Annotated in this window: 11 protein-coding genes and 1 pseudogene; 4 read left to right on the plus strand and 8 right to left on the minus strand. The window is 73.1% G+C overall.

What is annotated here, in order from left to right; all coding sequences use genetic code 11:
• Nucleotides 1-12: 12 nt before the first annotated feature.
• The 3 genes and pseudogenes from OG509_RS05430 to OG509_RS05440 form a co-directional block, all read right to left on the minus strand.
• Nucleotides 13-804, minus strand: coding sequence for a transcriptional regulator (locus OG509_RS05430; protein ID WP_406180566.1), 792 nt, complete (start codon nt 802-804; stop codon nt 13-15).
• A complete protein-coding gene (locus tag OG509_RS05435) occupies nt 801-1,220 on the minus strand; it encodes a hypothetical protein (protein WP_406180568.1) in 420 nt (139 codons plus the stop codon). The genes OG509_RS05430 and OG509_RS05435 overlap by 4 nt, the downstream gene beginning before the upstream one ends.
• 265 nt (nt 1,221-1,485) lie before the next feature.
• A pseudogene (locus OG509_RS05440) lies at nt 1,486-1,716 on the minus strand (helix-turn-helix domain-containing protein); the annotation flags it as partial.
• A 167-nt stretch (nt 1,717-1,883) separates the two neighbouring features.
• Here OG509_RS05440 and OG509_RS05445 point away from each other — a divergent pair.
• Complete coding sequence (locus OG509_RS05445) at nt 1,884-3,143, plus strand: helix-turn-helix domain-containing protein (RefSeq protein ID WP_406180570.1); 1,260 nt, start codon at nt 1,884-1,886, stop codon at nt 3,141-3,143.
• Here the strand turns inward: OG509_RS05445 and OG509_RS05450 are convergent.
• From OG509_RS05450 to OG509_RS05465, 4 genes are all read right to left on the minus strand, one after another.
• The gene (locus OG509_RS05450) at nt 3,061-5,001 is read right to left on the minus strand and encodes an APC family permease (RefSeq protein WP_406180572.1); all 1,941 of its coding nucleotides are present in this window, start codon (nt 4,999-5,001) and stop codon (nt 3,061-3,063) included. The genes OG509_RS05445 and OG509_RS05450 overlap by 83 nt on opposite strands.
• A gap of 51 nt (nt 5,002-5,052) precedes the next feature.
• Nucleotides 5,053-6,522: a helix-turn-helix domain-containing protein gene (locus OG509_RS05455; RefSeq protein WP_406180574.1), complete on the minus strand. Its 1,470-nt coding sequence runs from the start codon at nt 6,520-6,522 to the stop codon at nt 5,053-5,055.
• Between the two features lie 233 nt (nt 6,523-6,755).
• Nucleotides 6,756-7,211, minus strand: a complete 456-nt coding sequence (locus tag OG509_RS05460; RefSeq protein WP_406180576.1) for a (2Fe-2S)-binding protein — start codon at nt 7,209-7,211, stop codon at nt 6,756-6,758.
• Nucleotides 7,212-7,264: 53 nt separating this feature from the next.
• Nucleotides 7,265-9,475, minus strand: a complete 2,211-nt coding sequence (locus tag OG509_RS05465) for a molybdopterin cofactor-binding domain-containing protein (RefSeq protein ID WP_406180578.1) — start codon at nt 9,473-9,475, stop codon at nt 7,265-7,267.
• Between the two features lie 315 nt (nt 9,476-9,790).
• On the opposite strand from OG509_RS05465, the gene OG509_RS05470 reads away from it, so the two are divergent.
• Together OG509_RS05470 and OG509_RS05475 are read left to right on the plus strand one after the other, a co-directional pair.
• Nucleotides 9,791-10,039 carry an SCO4226 family nickel-binding protein gene (locus OG509_RS05470; protein WP_106977293.1) on the plus strand — a complete coding sequence of 83 codons (249 nt, stop codon included), beginning with the start codon at nt 9,791-9,793 and terminating at the stop codon, nt 10,037-10,039.
• Nucleotides 10,040-10,247: 208 nt separating this feature from the next.
• A complete protein-coding gene (locus tag OG509_RS05475) occupies nt 10,248-11,681 on the plus strand; it encodes a PP2C family protein-serine/threonine phosphatase (protein WP_406180580.1) in 1,434 nt (477 codons plus the stop codon).
• Nucleotides 11,682-11,809: 128 nt separating this feature from the next.
• Here OG509_RS05475 and OG509_RS05480 read toward each other — a convergent pair whose 3' ends face one another.
• Nucleotides 11,810-13,291 (minus strand): hypothetical protein, encoded by a 1,482-nt coding sequence (locus tag OG509_RS05480; protein ID WP_406180582.1) that lies wholly within the window; start codon nt 13,289-13,291, stop codon nt 11,810-11,812.
• Between the two features lie 230 nt (nt 13,292-13,521).
• Here OG509_RS05480 and OG509_RS05485 point away from each other — a divergent pair, with 230 nt between their 5' ends.
• Entirely contained in the window at nt 13,522-14,646 is a 1,125-nt protein-coding gene (locus OG509_RS05485; protein ID WP_406180584.1) for an aminoglycoside phosphotransferase family protein, read from the plus strand.
• The last annotated feature ends 29 nt before the right edge of the window (nt 14,647-14,675 follow it).

Here is a 14,675-nt window from a genome sequence, read left to right on the forward strand (position 1 = left end):
GCAGCGGGAGCCTCACAGGCTTGCCTCCAGTGCGTCGCGTAACCGGCGGAGCAGCGCCACGTCCGGGGATTGGGTCTGGGTGATCCAGTCGGGCAGGGGTGTTTCGACCGGCGCCAGGACCGGCGCGTGCGGGGTCTCGACGAGCCCGGCCGCCGCGAGGCGCCGTACGTCGAGCAGCGTGTGGAAGGCCGGGCGGCCCAGCACCCACGCGAGGTCCGCCGGGGTCCGTGCGCCGTCCGCCCTGGCGAGCAGGGCCCGCTGGCGGGGGGTGACGGTCTGGCCGGGGGCGGCGGCCCGGGGCACCACCGGGGAGGTGTCCAGCAGCGGGTACGGCCACACGGCGTCGAGCAGCTCGCGCCGGCGCCGGGTCTCCCGTTCGACGGCGGCGGCCGGGACCGAGCGGACGGAGCCGATCCAGTGGGTGGCCCCACGGCGGAACCGGGAGGGTCCGGTGCCCGGGGAGAGGGCGAAGAAGGCGGCGTCGAAGATGGCGGCGAGGTGGCAGATCTCCAGTTCGCCGCCGGCGAGACCGCCGCTGTCCACGAGGAAGCGGGCGACCTGGCGGCGGGCGCCGGCCCGGTCCACGGCCTCGCGCCAGCGCTCGGGGGCGAGGCCGCCGCCGGTGGTGAGCAGGACGTCGAGGCCGGGGGTGGCCGGGCTCTCGGCGTGCACTATGCGGCCGTCCTCCAGGAAGAGGGTGCCGCGGTCGCGGAGCAGGGCGCCGGTGGCGCGCTCTGCGGCGAGCCGGGTCAGGAGGGGCGAGACGGCGACGGCGGCGAGGCCGCCGACCTGGACGGCGGTCATCTGAGGACCAGCCCCTCGGCGAGGATGCGGAGTCTGTGCCGGGCGAGGGCGAGGTTGCCGTCGGTACGGTCCAGCCACAGGTGGAGGAAGACGCTGCTGTCGAAGCTGGTCTCGACGAAGCGGAGGACGTGGTAGCCGGTGCGGGTGGTGACGATCAGGTCCTCCACCGGCAGGCCCAGGCCCGCTTGGCCCAGGTCCGGTCCTGATGCGGAGTCGGGCGCCGGCTGGGCGAAGGACTCGTACTCGGCGGCCGCCCGGGCCAGCTCGGCGGTCTCGGCGGCGGTGGTCTCGTGGTCGCCGACCGGCGAGTCCCCGGCGGTGCCGAGGGCCAGTCCGCTGCTCCAGTCGACCAGCGCGGCCCCCCGCGCACCAGGCAGGGCCATGGCTTCGAGCAGGCATTCGTCGATCCCGGGCACGCGGGCTCCCCTCCCGGCCAGACGTGCGAAGTGCACGGTCTACGGCGCGACAGGAGGGAACTTACTCACGTTCCACTGCACGGAAGGGGCTTCTGGCATTTTCCGCGGGAACATGCACAGAACCACGCGGCTGCGTGGCCGGAACCCGTCGACTTCTGATCACGAATGTTGATCACGCAAGAGGGCGCACGGGGCGGCACAGGGCGCGCGGGTGTCACCGGGGGGCTCGGTCGGCGGCTCACGACGCAAGCGGAAGATGCTCCGCGAGCCGGAAGGCGCCGCCCTCGCGCTCGACGTAGCCCTCGTGGCTGAGGGTGCGCAACAGGTGGTAGACGGTGGGCAGCGGAATGCCGGTCAGCCGCGCGAGCCGTTTCGCCGTCACCCCGCCCTCCGCGTACATCGCCTCCAGAAGGCGCAGCGCCCGCTGCACGGAACCGATCAGGGTGGGTGCGCTCTCGCTGCTCTCGCTGTCCTTCTGACCGCCGTCGGTGACCATGAATACTCCCCCTGCTCCGGTACGAGTCCTGGCACCCCCATGAAAGTCGTTCCCGGCCCGCAATCCCAGCTGACTCGCGCACATCCGGACATAAGATCACCACGCCCCGGCGGTCGCCCGGTCCCGGCCCTCCCCACCACCCCCTCCCCCGTGTCACCCTGCCCGTCATGGAGCGGATCATCGAGGAGATACGCGAGGACCTGTCCCGCCGGATCACCGTGACGGCGGACCGGCTCGCCGACCGGACGCTGGCCGAGGATCCCGCGTACGCCGCCCTGCTCGGCCGGGCCGAGCTGCGCGAGCGGATCCGCCTCGACCTCCGGCAGTCCGTCGAGGGCCTGGACCGCGGCATCCGCGGGCTGCCCGTGGAGCTCGCGGGCGCCCGCGCCACCGGCACGCTCCTGGCCGAACAGGGTCTGCCGCTCGCCTCGTTGCTGCGCACCTACCGGCGCGGCGGCCGCATGGTGTGGCAGACCCTCAACGAGGCGGTGGCCGCGCACGATCCGGCGGCGCTGCCCCGGCTGCTGCCGGCCGCGGGCGTGCTGTGGGACGTACTGGACCAGCTGACGGACGCCATGGCCGACGCGTACCGCGGCACGGAGACCGCGCGCCGCGACCGCGACCGGGAGCGCCGGGCGGCCCTGCTCGACGCGCTGCTCGACGGCGCGGGCCCGCCGGACGGCCCCGCGGCCGTGGATGCGGCGGACCGGCTCGGCCTCCCCGGGCGCGGCCGCTTCGCGGTCGTCGTACTCGCACCGGGCGCACCGGGAAGTCCGGGTGGTTCCGGCGGCCCGCTCGCCCCGGACGGCCTGCGCGTGCTGTGGCGGATCCGCGCCGAAGGGGAGACCGGCCTGGTGGAGCTGGGCCACCATCCCCTGGAGTCCGTACGGGAGCTGCTCGGCCCGCTCGCGGCCCGGGCCGGGGTCAGCCCGGTCGTGGAGAGCCCCGGGGACCTGGCCCGGGCGCACCGGCTGGCCGCGCTCGCGCTGCGCACCGCCCCCGCGTCCGGCGGTCCGTGCACCGCCCTGCTGGACGAGCGGCTGCCGACCGCGCTGGTCGCCTCCCAGGCCGAACTCGCGGGCCGGCTGCGGCAGGTGGTGCTCGGCCCGGTGCTGGCGCTGCCCGCGGAGGACCGCCGGGTGCTGCTGACCACGCTGGGTACCTGGCTGACCTGCCAGGGCTCGACGACGTACGCCGCACAGCGGCTGTACTGCCACCGCAACACCGTCTCGAACCGGCTGCGCCGCCTGGAGCAGCTGACCGGCCGCACGCTCTCCGACCCCGCGCACGTGGTGGAGCTGGCACTGGCCCATGCGGCGGTGCTCCAGCGCGCGAACGCCCCCGCTACCTCGTCGACTTCGCCGACTCCGCCGACCGGGCCGACTCCAGCAGGTACGGTACGTCGATCACCGCGACCCCGGGGGTGAACAGCAGCCTCGCCTTCAGCCGGAGCGCGTTCTGGTTGTGCAGGGGCTGCTCCCACCAGTGCCCCACCACGTACTCGGGGATCACCACGGACAGGATGTCCGTCCCCTCGGCGGCGGCCAGCTCCTGCACGTACGCGAGCACCGGCCCGATGACCTCGCGGTACGGGGAGTGCAGGATCTTCAGCGGTACGCCCGGGTCGTGCTCGGCCCAGGCCTCGCGCAGCCGCCGCGCGTCCTCCTCGTCGGCGGCGACGGTGACGGCGGTCAGGGTGTCCGGCCGCAGCGCCTGTGCGTAGCCGAGCGCCTTCAGCGTCGGGGCGTGCACGTTGGACACGAGCACCAGCACATGGTGGCGGGAGGGCTTGCGCGGTTTGATCCCGGAGGCGACGGCGACCTGGGCCGAGACCCTGTCGTAGTGCCGGCGGACCACCTTCATGCCGAAGAAGAGCAGCGGCATCGCGATGACGACCAGCCAGGCGCCGTGCGTGAACTTGGTGGTCAGGACGATGATCAGGACCACGGCGGTCAGGGTGGCGCCGACCGCGTTGATCGCCAGCCTCCGGTGGATGTGGATCCGCTCCGCCCTGGGCGTGGCCGGGGAGGCGAGCTCCCGCCGCCAGTGCCGGACCATGCCCGACTGGGAGAGGGTGAAGGAGACGAAGACGCCGATGATGTAGAGCTGGATGAGGCGGGTCAGCTGGGCGTCGAAGGCGACGATGAGGGCGACGGCGGTGAGCGCGAGCAGCACGATGCCGTTGGAGTAGACGAGACGGTCGCCGCGGTTGAAGAGCTGGCGCGGCGCGTACCGGTCCTTGGCCAGGATCGAGGCGAGCATCGGGAAGCCGTTGAAGGCGGTGTTCGCGGCGAGGATCAGCACGCCCGCGGTGACGGCCTGGAGCAGGTAGAAGAGGAAGTGCCAGTTCCCGAAGGTGGCACGGCCGATCTGGGCGAGCGCGGTGGACATCGGCGTGCCGGCCGGCAGGCCCAGTTCCGTCGGGTCGGCGGCGACGTGCACCTGGTAGACCATGGCGAGGATGGTGATGCCGAGGAACATGGTCACCGACAGGACGCCCATCACGGCGAGGGTGTTGGCGGCATTGCGGCTCTTGGGCTTCCGGAAGGCGGGCACGCCGTTGCTGATCGCCTCGACGCCGGTCAGCGCCGTACAGCCCGAGGCGAAGGCGCGCATCACGAGGAGCACCAGGCCCAGGCCGGTGAACGTGGCTTCCGCGGTGATCGGGAGGTCGGCGGACTCGGCGCGGATGGTGTCGCCGGTCGCGATCCGGACGGCCGCCACGGCGAACATGACGTAGATGACGAGGACGAATCCGTAGGTCGGAACGGCGAAGATGCGTCCCGACTCCCGTACGCCGCGCAGGTTCATCAGCATCAGCAGCACCACGAACCCCACCGACAGGGCGACTTCGTGGTCACTGAGCGAGGGGATCGCGGAGGTGATGGCGTCCACGCCGGAGACCACGGAGACGGCGACGGTCATGACGTAGTCGACGAGCAGTGCGCTGGCGGCCGTCAGGGCGGCGGTCTGGCCGAGGTTCTCCGAGCTGACGATGTAAGCACCGCCACCACCGGGATAGGCGTAGCAGGTCTGCCGGTAGGAGGCGACGACCACGATCATCAGGAAGACGATGGCGGCGGCCGCGTACCAGGCGAGGTGGAGCAGCGCCGCGCCGCCGAGGGCGAGGATCAGCAGGATCTCCTCGGTGGCGTAGGCCACGGAGGAGAGCGGGTCACTGCAGAAGATCGGCAGCGCGAGCCGTTTGGGCAGCAGGGTCTCGCCCAGCCGTGCGGTGTCGAGCGGTTCACCCACCAGCACGCGCTTGAGATTGATACGCCTCATCCCGGCATGATCGTGCATGTTTCATGCGGTTTGTCCCTCATTGGGGCTGTGTCATGCCGCGGGCCCGGCGAGCCGGGCCAGTTCCTCGGCCCGGTGGGCCAGCCACAGGTCGTGGCGGGCGCTCGGCGACTGGAGCAGCGAACGCTCCAGCAGGGCCTCGATCCGGGTCAGCCGCTTGCGCGTGCCCGGCACCGAGATGCCGAGCGCGAGCGCCGCCGGGACCAGGTGCGCGTCGTGCCGCAGCCAGGCCCGTACGGTCTCGCGGGCGCCGGGCGGGGCCTCGCGCCCGGTCAGCGGCGCCAGGTGCGCGCGGGCCCAGGCCGCCAGGTCGGGGTGGCGCAGTACGCCGTCCAGATCGGCCGGAGCCCCGGGCGGGACCCCCGGGGAGGCACCCGGCCCGCCCGGGGTCAGCCGGAGCGCGAGCGAGAGCTCCGCCTGCTCGGGCAGGCGCGCGAGGTCCCTGCCGAGCACCGACTCGATCAGGCGCAGCCGGGTGGCCAGGGTGTTGCGGTGGATCTTCAGCAGCCGCGTCGCGTGCGGGCCGAAGTTCAGCCACGCGTGGGCGGTGGCCCGCAGCTCCTGCGGGCCGGGGTCCTGGGGACGCCGGGGTTCGTACGTGTGCAGGGGCGCGAGCAGGGTCTCGGCCCAGCCGGTCCCGGCCGCGTGGGCGGCCAGCTCCAGCTCGGGCCCGGGACCGAACCTGGCGTGCCGCCCGGCGCGGCCGCGGGCGACGGCCAGGGCGTGGAACGCCTGGGTGTACGCGGCCGGGGCCTCGCGCAGCCGCAGGTGCCCGCTGACCCCGACGGCGCGGTCGCGGGCCGCGCCCACCAGCGCCTCGGACAGCGGATCGTGCTCGGCCGAGACCGTCGCGGGACCGGCCGGGACCAGGGCGATGAGGTGGCGTACGTACACCGGGCAGCGCACGATCCAGGCCCGGCCGCCCGTCAGCTCCTCGCAGAGCCGGGCCACCTCGCCCCGCTGCCCGGCCCGGCATTCGACGACGTACATCCGCAGCGGGTCCGGCAGCGAGGGCGTGAGCGCCTCGGCGATCTGGTGGGCGGTGGAGAGCCGGCCGTTCATCAGCAGGTGCAGGACCGCCTCGCGGGCACGCGATTCGGCGAGCTCGGCCCGCTCCTCGCGCCGCTCGGCCTCCTCGGCGCGCAGGACGAGGGCCAGCACCGCGGCGGAGTCCGCGAGCAGCGCGGGCGCTTCCGGGTGGTGCGGCAGGTCGAGTACGGCGGCCAGGGCGCGGCCCCCGTCCAGCGCGAACAGCAGCGCGGCCGAGCGCTCGCCGTGCAGGACGGCCGAGCGCACGCCCCGGGTGCTCAGCTCCGCGGCCCCGCGGACGGCGAGCTCGGGGCCTGCGGGCGCGTCGGCGTCCACCACGCCGGTCCAGCCGCCCAGCCGGGCGGCGAGCCACTCCAACAGGGCGGCCGAGCCGCCGGAGTGGGCGATCCGGTGCACCTTGACGATGTCCTCGGACCGGCTGCGGGACCGGTCGGCGTGCGGTGGCGCAGCCACGGGCGGGTGCGAGATGAGAGGCTCCCTTCGGTCCGGGGTGCGCGGTCGCGGTCGGGCACCCGTCGTATCACTGTGCTCCGTGATACCCGTCCCGCGCCGTCACTGTGCAGGGCGGACCCTGCCAACCGGCGGCCGGGCGCCTAGGTTTGACCCCGAGCGGTCGGGTCCCGGCATCGACGGGGGAGTCGCCGGGACCCCTCTCGCCCACGGCCGCGCGGCTGAAGCCGGGCGGCTCACATCCGGGCGGCCGCGCTGCGGATGGCCTCCCGGATACGGAAGTAGGTGCCGCAGCGGCAGATGTTGGCGATCGCGTCGATGTCCTCGTCGGTGGGCGCGCCGGTGCGCTTGAGCAGCGCGACGGCGGCCATGATCTGGCCGGGCTGGCAGAAACCGCACTGGGCGACGTCCTGTTCGAGCCAGGCCTCCTGTACGGGGTGCAGTGCGTCCCCGTCCGCCAGTCCCTCGATGGTGGTCACCGTCTTGCCGGCGCACGCGGAGACGGGCACCACGCACGGGCGGATGTCCGACCCGTCGAGATGGCTGGTGCAGGCCTTGCAGACGTCCACGCCGCAGCCGTACTTGGGGCCGCGCACGCCCAGCATGTCGCGGAGCACCCACAGCAGGGGCAGATCGTCGGGCGCGTCCACGGTGACGCTCCGCCCGTTGACGGTGAAGGTGTGCGAGGGCACGGCGGACTCTCCTGAACTGGGCTACCGGCTAGCGGGGGGGGTACGGGGTGAAGTCAGCGGGGGTACGGGGTGAAGTCGACGTCGAAGTCGAGGGGGAAGCTGCGCGGCTTGGCGCCGGTGGCCCTGGCCCAGGCGTTGGCGATCGCACCGACCGCCGCCGGGACGCCGAGCTCGCCCGCGCCGCCCGGCTCCTCCCCGGTGGCCGGCAGCACGAAGACCCGTACGTCCTGCGGGGTGTCGCGCTGCCGCGCCCAGTGGAACTGGCTGTAACTGCCTTCCAGCGGCAGGCCCTTGTCCAGGTGCAGACCGGCCTTCAAAGTGGTGGAGATCGCGTCGGTGAGGCCCCCGATCATCTGAGCCTCCAGTCCGCGCGGATTGACGGGCAGGCCCACGTCCACCGCGATGACTGCCTTGGTGACGCGGACGCGCTCCGGGTCCCGGGCGTCGATCTCGACCAGGCAGGCCGTACGGGACTTGTACTCCTCGTGGAAGGCGATCCCCTGCGCGCAGCCCGCCGGCATCGGCCGCCCCCACTCCCCCTCCGTCGCCGCCATGTCGAGCACAGCGCGCTGGGCGTCGGTCTTCAGGAAGGTGCGCCGGAACCGGTACGGGTCCTTGCCGGTCCGCGCGGCGAGTTCGTCGACCACGATCTCCTCGGCGCCCCGGGTGTTGGCGGAGTACACCGAGCGCCAGGACCCGGTCGGGATGCCGGTGGGCACCTCGCTGAGCCCGTGGGTGGTGAGGCCGAAGTGGTAGGGGGACTTGATCGTGGTGTGGAACAGGGTCTGCGCGAGGGTGGCGTTGCCGATGCCGAGCGGCAGGCTGGCGGCGGTGGCGGTGATGATCTCGCCGAGCCCGTGCCGGAAGTCGGTCTCGGCGGCGGCCACCCGGTGCTCGAACGAGAGCACCTCGCCCAGCAGATGGGTGGCGCGGATCTTGTGGTGGGTGGCGGGGCGCATCCGGCCGTGCCGGGTGTCGTCGACGCGGGTCCACATCAGCCGGACGGGACGGCGGCAGGCCTTCGACACCCGGGCGGCCTCCAGCGCGGCGTCGAAGAAGAGCCGCCGCCCGAAGGAGCCGCCGGCCTGGACCACGTGCACGGTGACCTTGTCCAGCGGCAGGCCGAGATCGGCGGCGATGGTCTCGCGGGCCACGATCGGGGACTTGAGCCCGGACCAGATCTCGGCGCGGTCCTCCCGTACGTCGGCCACCGCGGAGTTGGTCTCCATGGGCGCGTGGCTGACGAAGGCGAAGTCGAACTCGGCGTCCACGTACGGGGTGAGCAGCGGCGGCACCAGCAGCGGCGGGGTGGCGGCGCGCAGCTTGGCGCGGACCTGCTCGTCGGAGAGCCGGTCGGCGGGGCCGGGGCCCCAGGTGACCTGGAGGGCGGTCTTGGCGTCGAGGGCCTGGCCGAAGGTCTCGGCGACGACGGCGACGCCGGTCGGGACGGTGACCACGTGCAGGACGCCGGGCATGGCCCGGACGGCTGCGAGGTTGGCGACGCCCTTCACGCTGCCGCCGAGGCTGGGCGGGCGGCGCACCACGCAGGGCTTGGCGCCGGGCACGTCGAGGTCGAGGGTGTACTGCTGGGCGCCGGTCACCATGGCGCGGGCGTCGATCCGGCCGGTGGGCCGGCCGACGAGGGAGTGCTCGGCCGCCTTCTTGGGGGTGGCGCCGAGGACGATCAGGGCGGGGTCGGCGGCGGCCGCGGCGAGGCCGCCGTACGCGGCGGTGCGGCCGTCGGGCGCCCGTACGACACCGTTCGCGGTGGTCAGCGAGGAGGCGGCGAGGTTCCAGCGGCGGGCGGCCGCGGCGACGAGGCGGGCCCGGGCGGTGGCTGCGGTCTGCCGGACGGGCCCGTAGAGGGAGCGGATGGAGTTGGAGCTTCCGGTGAGCTGGTTGAACAGCAGCTCGGGCCGCGCGTCGTCCAGTTCCACGCGGACGGCGGCCAGCGGCGCGTCGAGCTCCTCCGCGACGAGCATGGCGACGGCGGTGGTGAGCCCCTGGCCGACCTCCTCGCGGGGCAGCCGGAAGCGGATGCTCCCGTCCGCCTCGACGGAGAGCGCCAGCAGGGCCGAGGTGGGCGCGCCGGCCAGGATGAACAGGTCGCCGAGGTCCACCAGATCGGCGGGGGCGGGCAGGCTCGGGACCACGGCGTGGGCGGGCTGCGGGGCGAGGGCGTCGGCCCCGGCCCGGGTGACGAGGGCGAGCGTCGGCGCCGCGACGAGGTAGGTGAGGAAGGAGCGGCGGCTCTGCCCGGTCATGTTCTGCGTCCCCACCCTGCGCGGATCCGCGTGCACGGACCTCCACCGGCTCATTACCGGCACGTAGCGTAGCGATCATGGGATGATCTGTGAAGCGAGTGCGGCCGGCCCGCGCACGGACGGGGTCCTTCGTTCGGGGGTACCCCCGCGGGGGTGTTGATCCGGCTCGCTTACGGATTGCGCCGCCCGGAAGTGTCGTACGCCTCGCCCGTGCGATCGATCCGCGCCCTCCGGAGGGCCGGTTTCCGGCCGCGGGAGGACGATGGGAGGAGAGACGGCCGTACGCGCCGAAATCTCGCGAGGAGGTGTGCGGCGGTGACCATGTACATGGATGTCCACCACGGCATGAAGGGCATTACGGCAGCCGAGCTGATGGCCGCCCACAAGGCGGATCTGGCGATCGAGCACGAGGAGAAGGTGCACTTCGAGCGCGCCTGGGCCGACCCCGCTTCCGGCACGGTGTACTGCCTGTCCGAGGCTCCCTCGGCCGATGCCGTGATGCGGATCCACGAGCGCACGGGACACCCGGCCAGCGAGATCCACCCGGTGCCGATCAGCGTGTGACGCCGGAGACCACAGGCAGGCCCCGGAAGGACTGACCGGAAACGTTCGTACACGCGAAGGGGGGGCCGGGAGGCCCTTGGCATATGCCTGAAGCAAGGCCGTTACGGATGTTGCCAAACGCCTTACGGGTCGTCGCCGCCTGTGCAACAGTCGTAACCGGTCCTTCCTTCAGACATGGCCGTGCCGCGCCGCCTGTATCGGAGTTCTCATGCCGTCCCACCTCTTCGCGGACCGTCCCGCGCAGCCACCCGAGCCTGGGTCGGTGGACGCACTGATCTCGCAGACCCGGCGGCTCCGCGGCGAGGTGGACGCGGTGCGCCGCGACACCGTCGCCGACGACGACGATGCGCAGGGCCGCTGGCAGCGGGCGCTGTGCGATCTGGCCGTACACCAGCTCGACGACCTGGGCGAGCACTTGGGCCAGCTCAAGGAGGGCCTGCCGGCCGCCCCCGAACTCGACGGGCTCGCCGAGGGCGCGACGGAGAACGACTCGGCCGGGCCCGAGGCGCAGCAGACCCGCGTCGGCAGCGCCGAGTGGAACCTGCTCACCGACGAAGTCAACTGGTCCGAGGAGCTGTTCCAGATCTTCGGCCGCTCGCCCGAGGCGGGACCGCTCCCCCTCGACGAACTCGGCTCCACCCTCTTCTCCGAGGACCAGCCGCTGCTGACCTCGATGGTGACGGCCTGTCTGGTCGACGGGAGGCCGATCGACGGCGAGTTCCGCATCGTCCGGTCCGACGGCCGCGTCCGGACGCTGCACATGCGAGGCGAGCCGGTGCTCGACTCCGACGGCTGCACGGCCTCCATGTGGGCCGTGCTCCGGGACGTGAGTGAGCTGCGCCGAAGCCAGCGCGCCGTACGCGAGTCCCGTGACTCGCTGCAGCGCCGGCGGGAGATCGCGCAGACCGAGCACCGGCTGGCGGTCGAGTTGCAGGAAGCCGTGCTCCCCCCGTGGCGCGGCTCCCTGCGGTTCCCGCACCACATCACCGGCGCGCTCGACGTCGCCGCGCACTATCTGCCCGCCGCGAGGAGCGGGCTGATCGGCGGGGACTGGTACGACGCGCTCGAACTGCCCGACGGCCGCTCGCTGCTGACCGTGGGCGACCTGACCGGGCACGGGGTGACGGCCACCTCCGGGATGGCGATGATGCTCGGCGCCCTGCGCGGCATGGCGATGGCCGGGATCGAGCCGGGCCCGCTGATGGGCTGGCTCAACCAGCTCCTGGAGGCCTCCGTCCAGCCGGCGCTCGGCTCGGCGGTGTGCTGCCGCTACGATCCCGCCCGCCGTGTCCTGTCCTGGGCGCAGGCCGGCCACCCGGCCCCGCTGCTGTTCCGCGGCGGCTCGGGCCGCACCCTGCAGCCGCCGGAGGGCGTACTGCTGGGCGCGACCTCCGGGGCGGCGTACGGGCAGGCCGAGGAACGGCTGGACCCGGGCGACGTGCTCGTCCTGCACACGGACGGACTGACGCCGCGCAGCATCGAGTTCAGCCGGGCGGACGGAGCCGAGCGGCTGCTGGCCCTCGCGCCGCGGTTCGCGGGCGCGCGGTCGGCGCAGGACTGCGTGCGGATGGTGGTCGAGGAGTTCGGTGTGGGTGAACGCGAGGGCGACGCCTGCGTCCTGGTGGCCAGGGTCGGGGGCTGACCGCCCCGCGACGGACGGGTACCGCTTCAGGGCCGCGCCGCAAGGCGCGGCCGTTCTCGTCTCCGTACAGGTGTCGTGCGTACAGGTGTCATGTGGCCAGGTGTCGTGGGGACAGATGCCATCGGGGGCTAGACGGTGTGCTGCGACGGGCTGTTCGGCAGGGCCAGTTCGATCTCCGCGCGCAGGTCCTCGATCCCCGCGTACCCGGCGTACTGTCCGGTCAGCCGGTACATCTCGCGCAGCCGGTCCCAGGTCCGGTGCGAGGAGGTCTCGTTCATCGAGACCAGCGCGAGCCGGGCGTAGCGGTCGGCCTGCTCCGGGTCGTCGGCGATGAAGCAGGCCGACGCCATGGAGATGTAGTCGAAGATCTGCGAGCGCTGGTGGCCGCCGGAGCGCAGCCGCAGCGCCTCCCGGGCGTGCCGCTGGGCGATCGGCGCGGCCGACGGGTCGTGATCGGCGAGGGTGCGGAAGGCAAGGGCCTGCATGCCGTGCAGATCCGCCTCGTCGAAGTTCTGCATCCACGACGGCGGGGGGACGTCGCCCTTGTCCGAGACGAACAGGTCCTCGGCCTCGCCCAGGGTCCGGCGCATGGCCTGGCCCTTGCCCATCGCCGCCTGTGCCCAGGCCTCGATGGTGTGCAGCATGGCGCGGGTACGGGGCAGGGTCTGCTCTCCGGAGCCGGACTGGGCCAGCTTCATCAGGTCCAGGGCCTCGTGGGGCTTGCCCAGGTGGACCATCTGGCGGGCGGCCCGGGACAGCGCTTCGCCGGCCCGCGGCCGGTCCCCGCCCTCGCGGGCCGCGTGCGCGGCGATCACGAAGTACTTCTGCGCGGTGGGTTCGAGGCCCACGTCGTGGGACATCCAGCCCGCCAGCACCGCCAGGTTGGCCGCCACCCCCCACAGTCGCCGCTGGAGGTGGTCGGGGTGGTGGTACGCGAGCATGCCGCCGACCTCGTTGAGCTGGCCGACCACGGCCTTGCGCTGCAGTCCGCCTCCTCGCGAGGCGTCCCAGGCCCGGAACACCTCCACGGAGCGCTCCAGCGCCTCGATCTCCTGGGAGCCGATGGGGGCGGCTTCGTAGCGGTCGTAGCCGATCGGATCGGCCTGGTAGGAGTCGCCGAAGTTCTGCGCCGCCTTGGCGGGGGCGGGATCGGTGTGGAGCCAGTCGTTCATGGCGTGGGTGAGGGCGGAGCCGGCGGTGAGCGCGACACCCGCGCCCATCAGACCGCGACGGTTGAGCATGAGGTCCATTCCCGTGAATTCGGTGAGGACCGCGGCTGTGCGTTCGGGCGCCCAGGGCACTCCGTCGGGGTTCTCCTTCACCCCGTCCGGCTGCCGTTTGGTGGTGCGCCGCTGCCGTACGAACCCGAGGTCCTCGATGGTCACGACACGACCGAGCCGCTCGGTGAACAGGGCTGCCAGTACGGTCGGCACCGGTTCGCGCGGGGTCTCCCCCACGTCGATCCAGCGCCGTACCCGCGAGGTGTCCGTGGCCAGCTGGTGGTGGCCCATGGCCGCCGCCTGCCGGTTGACCATCCTCGCCAGCTCACCCTTCGACCAGCCGGCCAGACCGAACAAGTCGTTCAGGCGGGTGTTTGGTCCTTTGCTCACGTCAAGCCCCCAGGTTCTCGGCTGATTTGACAGTAGCCCGCCGTCAGAGGCCCCGTGCATATTCGCCAGCCTTCGCCAGGGCACGCTTCGTGGTCCGCCACCCACGGCCGGGTGTCAGGTAGGAATGCGCCTCCCCGACCCGGTCTCCGGGCGGAACTCCCCAGGGTGAAGTACGGGACCGGCGGGGTGGCGTACGCAACTCGTCGGCGCACGAAGGGATCCGTAACGCCATGTACGCAGCAACGTCCTCCGTGTCCGCCCCGGTCCGGCCGCACCGCACGCTCCAGGCGGGCGGCGGCCCCTACCTCGATCCCGGCCGCCAGGCGGCACCGGCGCAGGGCGCCGTACGGGCGCGGCGGATGCCGGGTGCCGGATCGCAGCCGCTCAGCGGAAGAATCGACCTCTCGGGGCCGCAGGGTGCGCAGCTGCGCACCGCGCTGGCCTCGGTGCAGAGGATCTGTCCGGAGTTCGCGCCGGTCCAGGTGCTGCGGCGCAGCGGCCGGTCGGTCCTCCTGGTCGGGACGACAGGCCGGATGACCGCGGTCGCCAAGGTCTTACTGGACCACTCGCCGGAATGGCGCGAGCGGTACCGGCACGAAATAGGGTCGTACCGGGCGTTCGTCCGGCACCGCCCGCCGGTCCGGGTGCCGCGGCTGATCGCCGCGGACCCCGAGAACTGCACGCTGGTGGTCGAACGGATGGCGGGCCGGGTCGCGGCTTTGCAGAGGCACCCCGTGGAAGCCCCGCCGCGGGCCGACGTACGGGCCGCGCTGGGCGCGGTGTGCCGGGTGAACCAGTGGCGTCCGCCGGCCGATCTTTTCGGGGACCCGCTGAACTACGGGCAGCGCGTGGCGCGGTACCACGAGCTGGGGCTGCTCACCGACCGGGATCTGGGTGATCTCCAGAAGCTGCTGTGCGGGCTGAAACTGGCGGGCGTCCAGCGGCAGTTCAACCACGGTGACGCGCTCCTGTCGAACCTGCTGCTGTCCCCGGCGGGGCCGGTGCTGCTCGACTGGGAGCACGCGGGCTGGTACCTGCCCGGTTACGACCTGGCCACGCTGTGGACGGTACTGGGCGACGCCCCGGCCGCCCGCAGCCAGATCAGCCGGCTCGCCCAGTCGGCCGGTCCGGCCTCGCGGGACGCGTTCCTGGTCAACCTGATGCTGGTGCTGACGCGGGAGATCCGGATGTGCGAGACGGCGGTCCAGCGCTCCATGCTGGCCACCGCCCCGAGCCACCCGCTGCCGGCGGGCTCCCTGTCCTCCGGCGAGGAGCAGCGGCTGCTGCTGCGCCGTCTGCACGACGACTGCGGCATGGCTCGCAGGGCGGTCCGGGCGGCGGTCGGAACCCGCTGATCCCGGCGGTCCGACCCCGTACGAAAATC

Origin of the sequence: Streptomyces sp. NBC_01006 (assembly GCF_045162725.1) — a bacterium.
Lineage (GTDB): Bacteria > Actinomycetota > Actinomycetes > Streptomycetales > Streptomycetaceae > Streptomyces.

Bases quoted from the DNA above. Each gene is read 5' to 3' on its own strand.
- OG509_RS05465 (WP_406180578.1), bottom strand. From the start codon at position 9,475: ATGACCGGGCAGAGCCGCCGCTCCTTCCTCACCTACCTCGTCGCGGCG.
- OG509_RS05485 (WP_406180584.1), top strand. From the start codon at position 13,522: ATGTACGCAGCAACGTCCTCCGTGTCCGCCCCGGTCCGGCCGCACCGC.
- OG509_RS05445 (WP_406180570.1), top strand. From the start codon at position 1,884: ATGGAGCGGATCATCGAGGAGATACGCGAGGACCTGTCCCGCCGGATC.
- OG509_RS05450 (WP_406180572.1), bottom strand. From the start codon at position 5,001: ATGAGGCGTATCAATCTCAAGCGCGTGCTGGTGGGTGAACCGCTCGAC.
- OG509_RS05475 (WP_406180580.1), top strand. From the start codon at position 10,248: ATGCCGTCCCACCTCTTCGCGGACCGTCCCGCGCAGCCACCCGAGCCT.
- OG509_RS05430 (WP_406180566.1), bottom strand. From the start codon at position 804: ATGACCGCCGTCCAGGTCGGCGGCCTCGCCGCCGTCGCCGTCTCGCCC.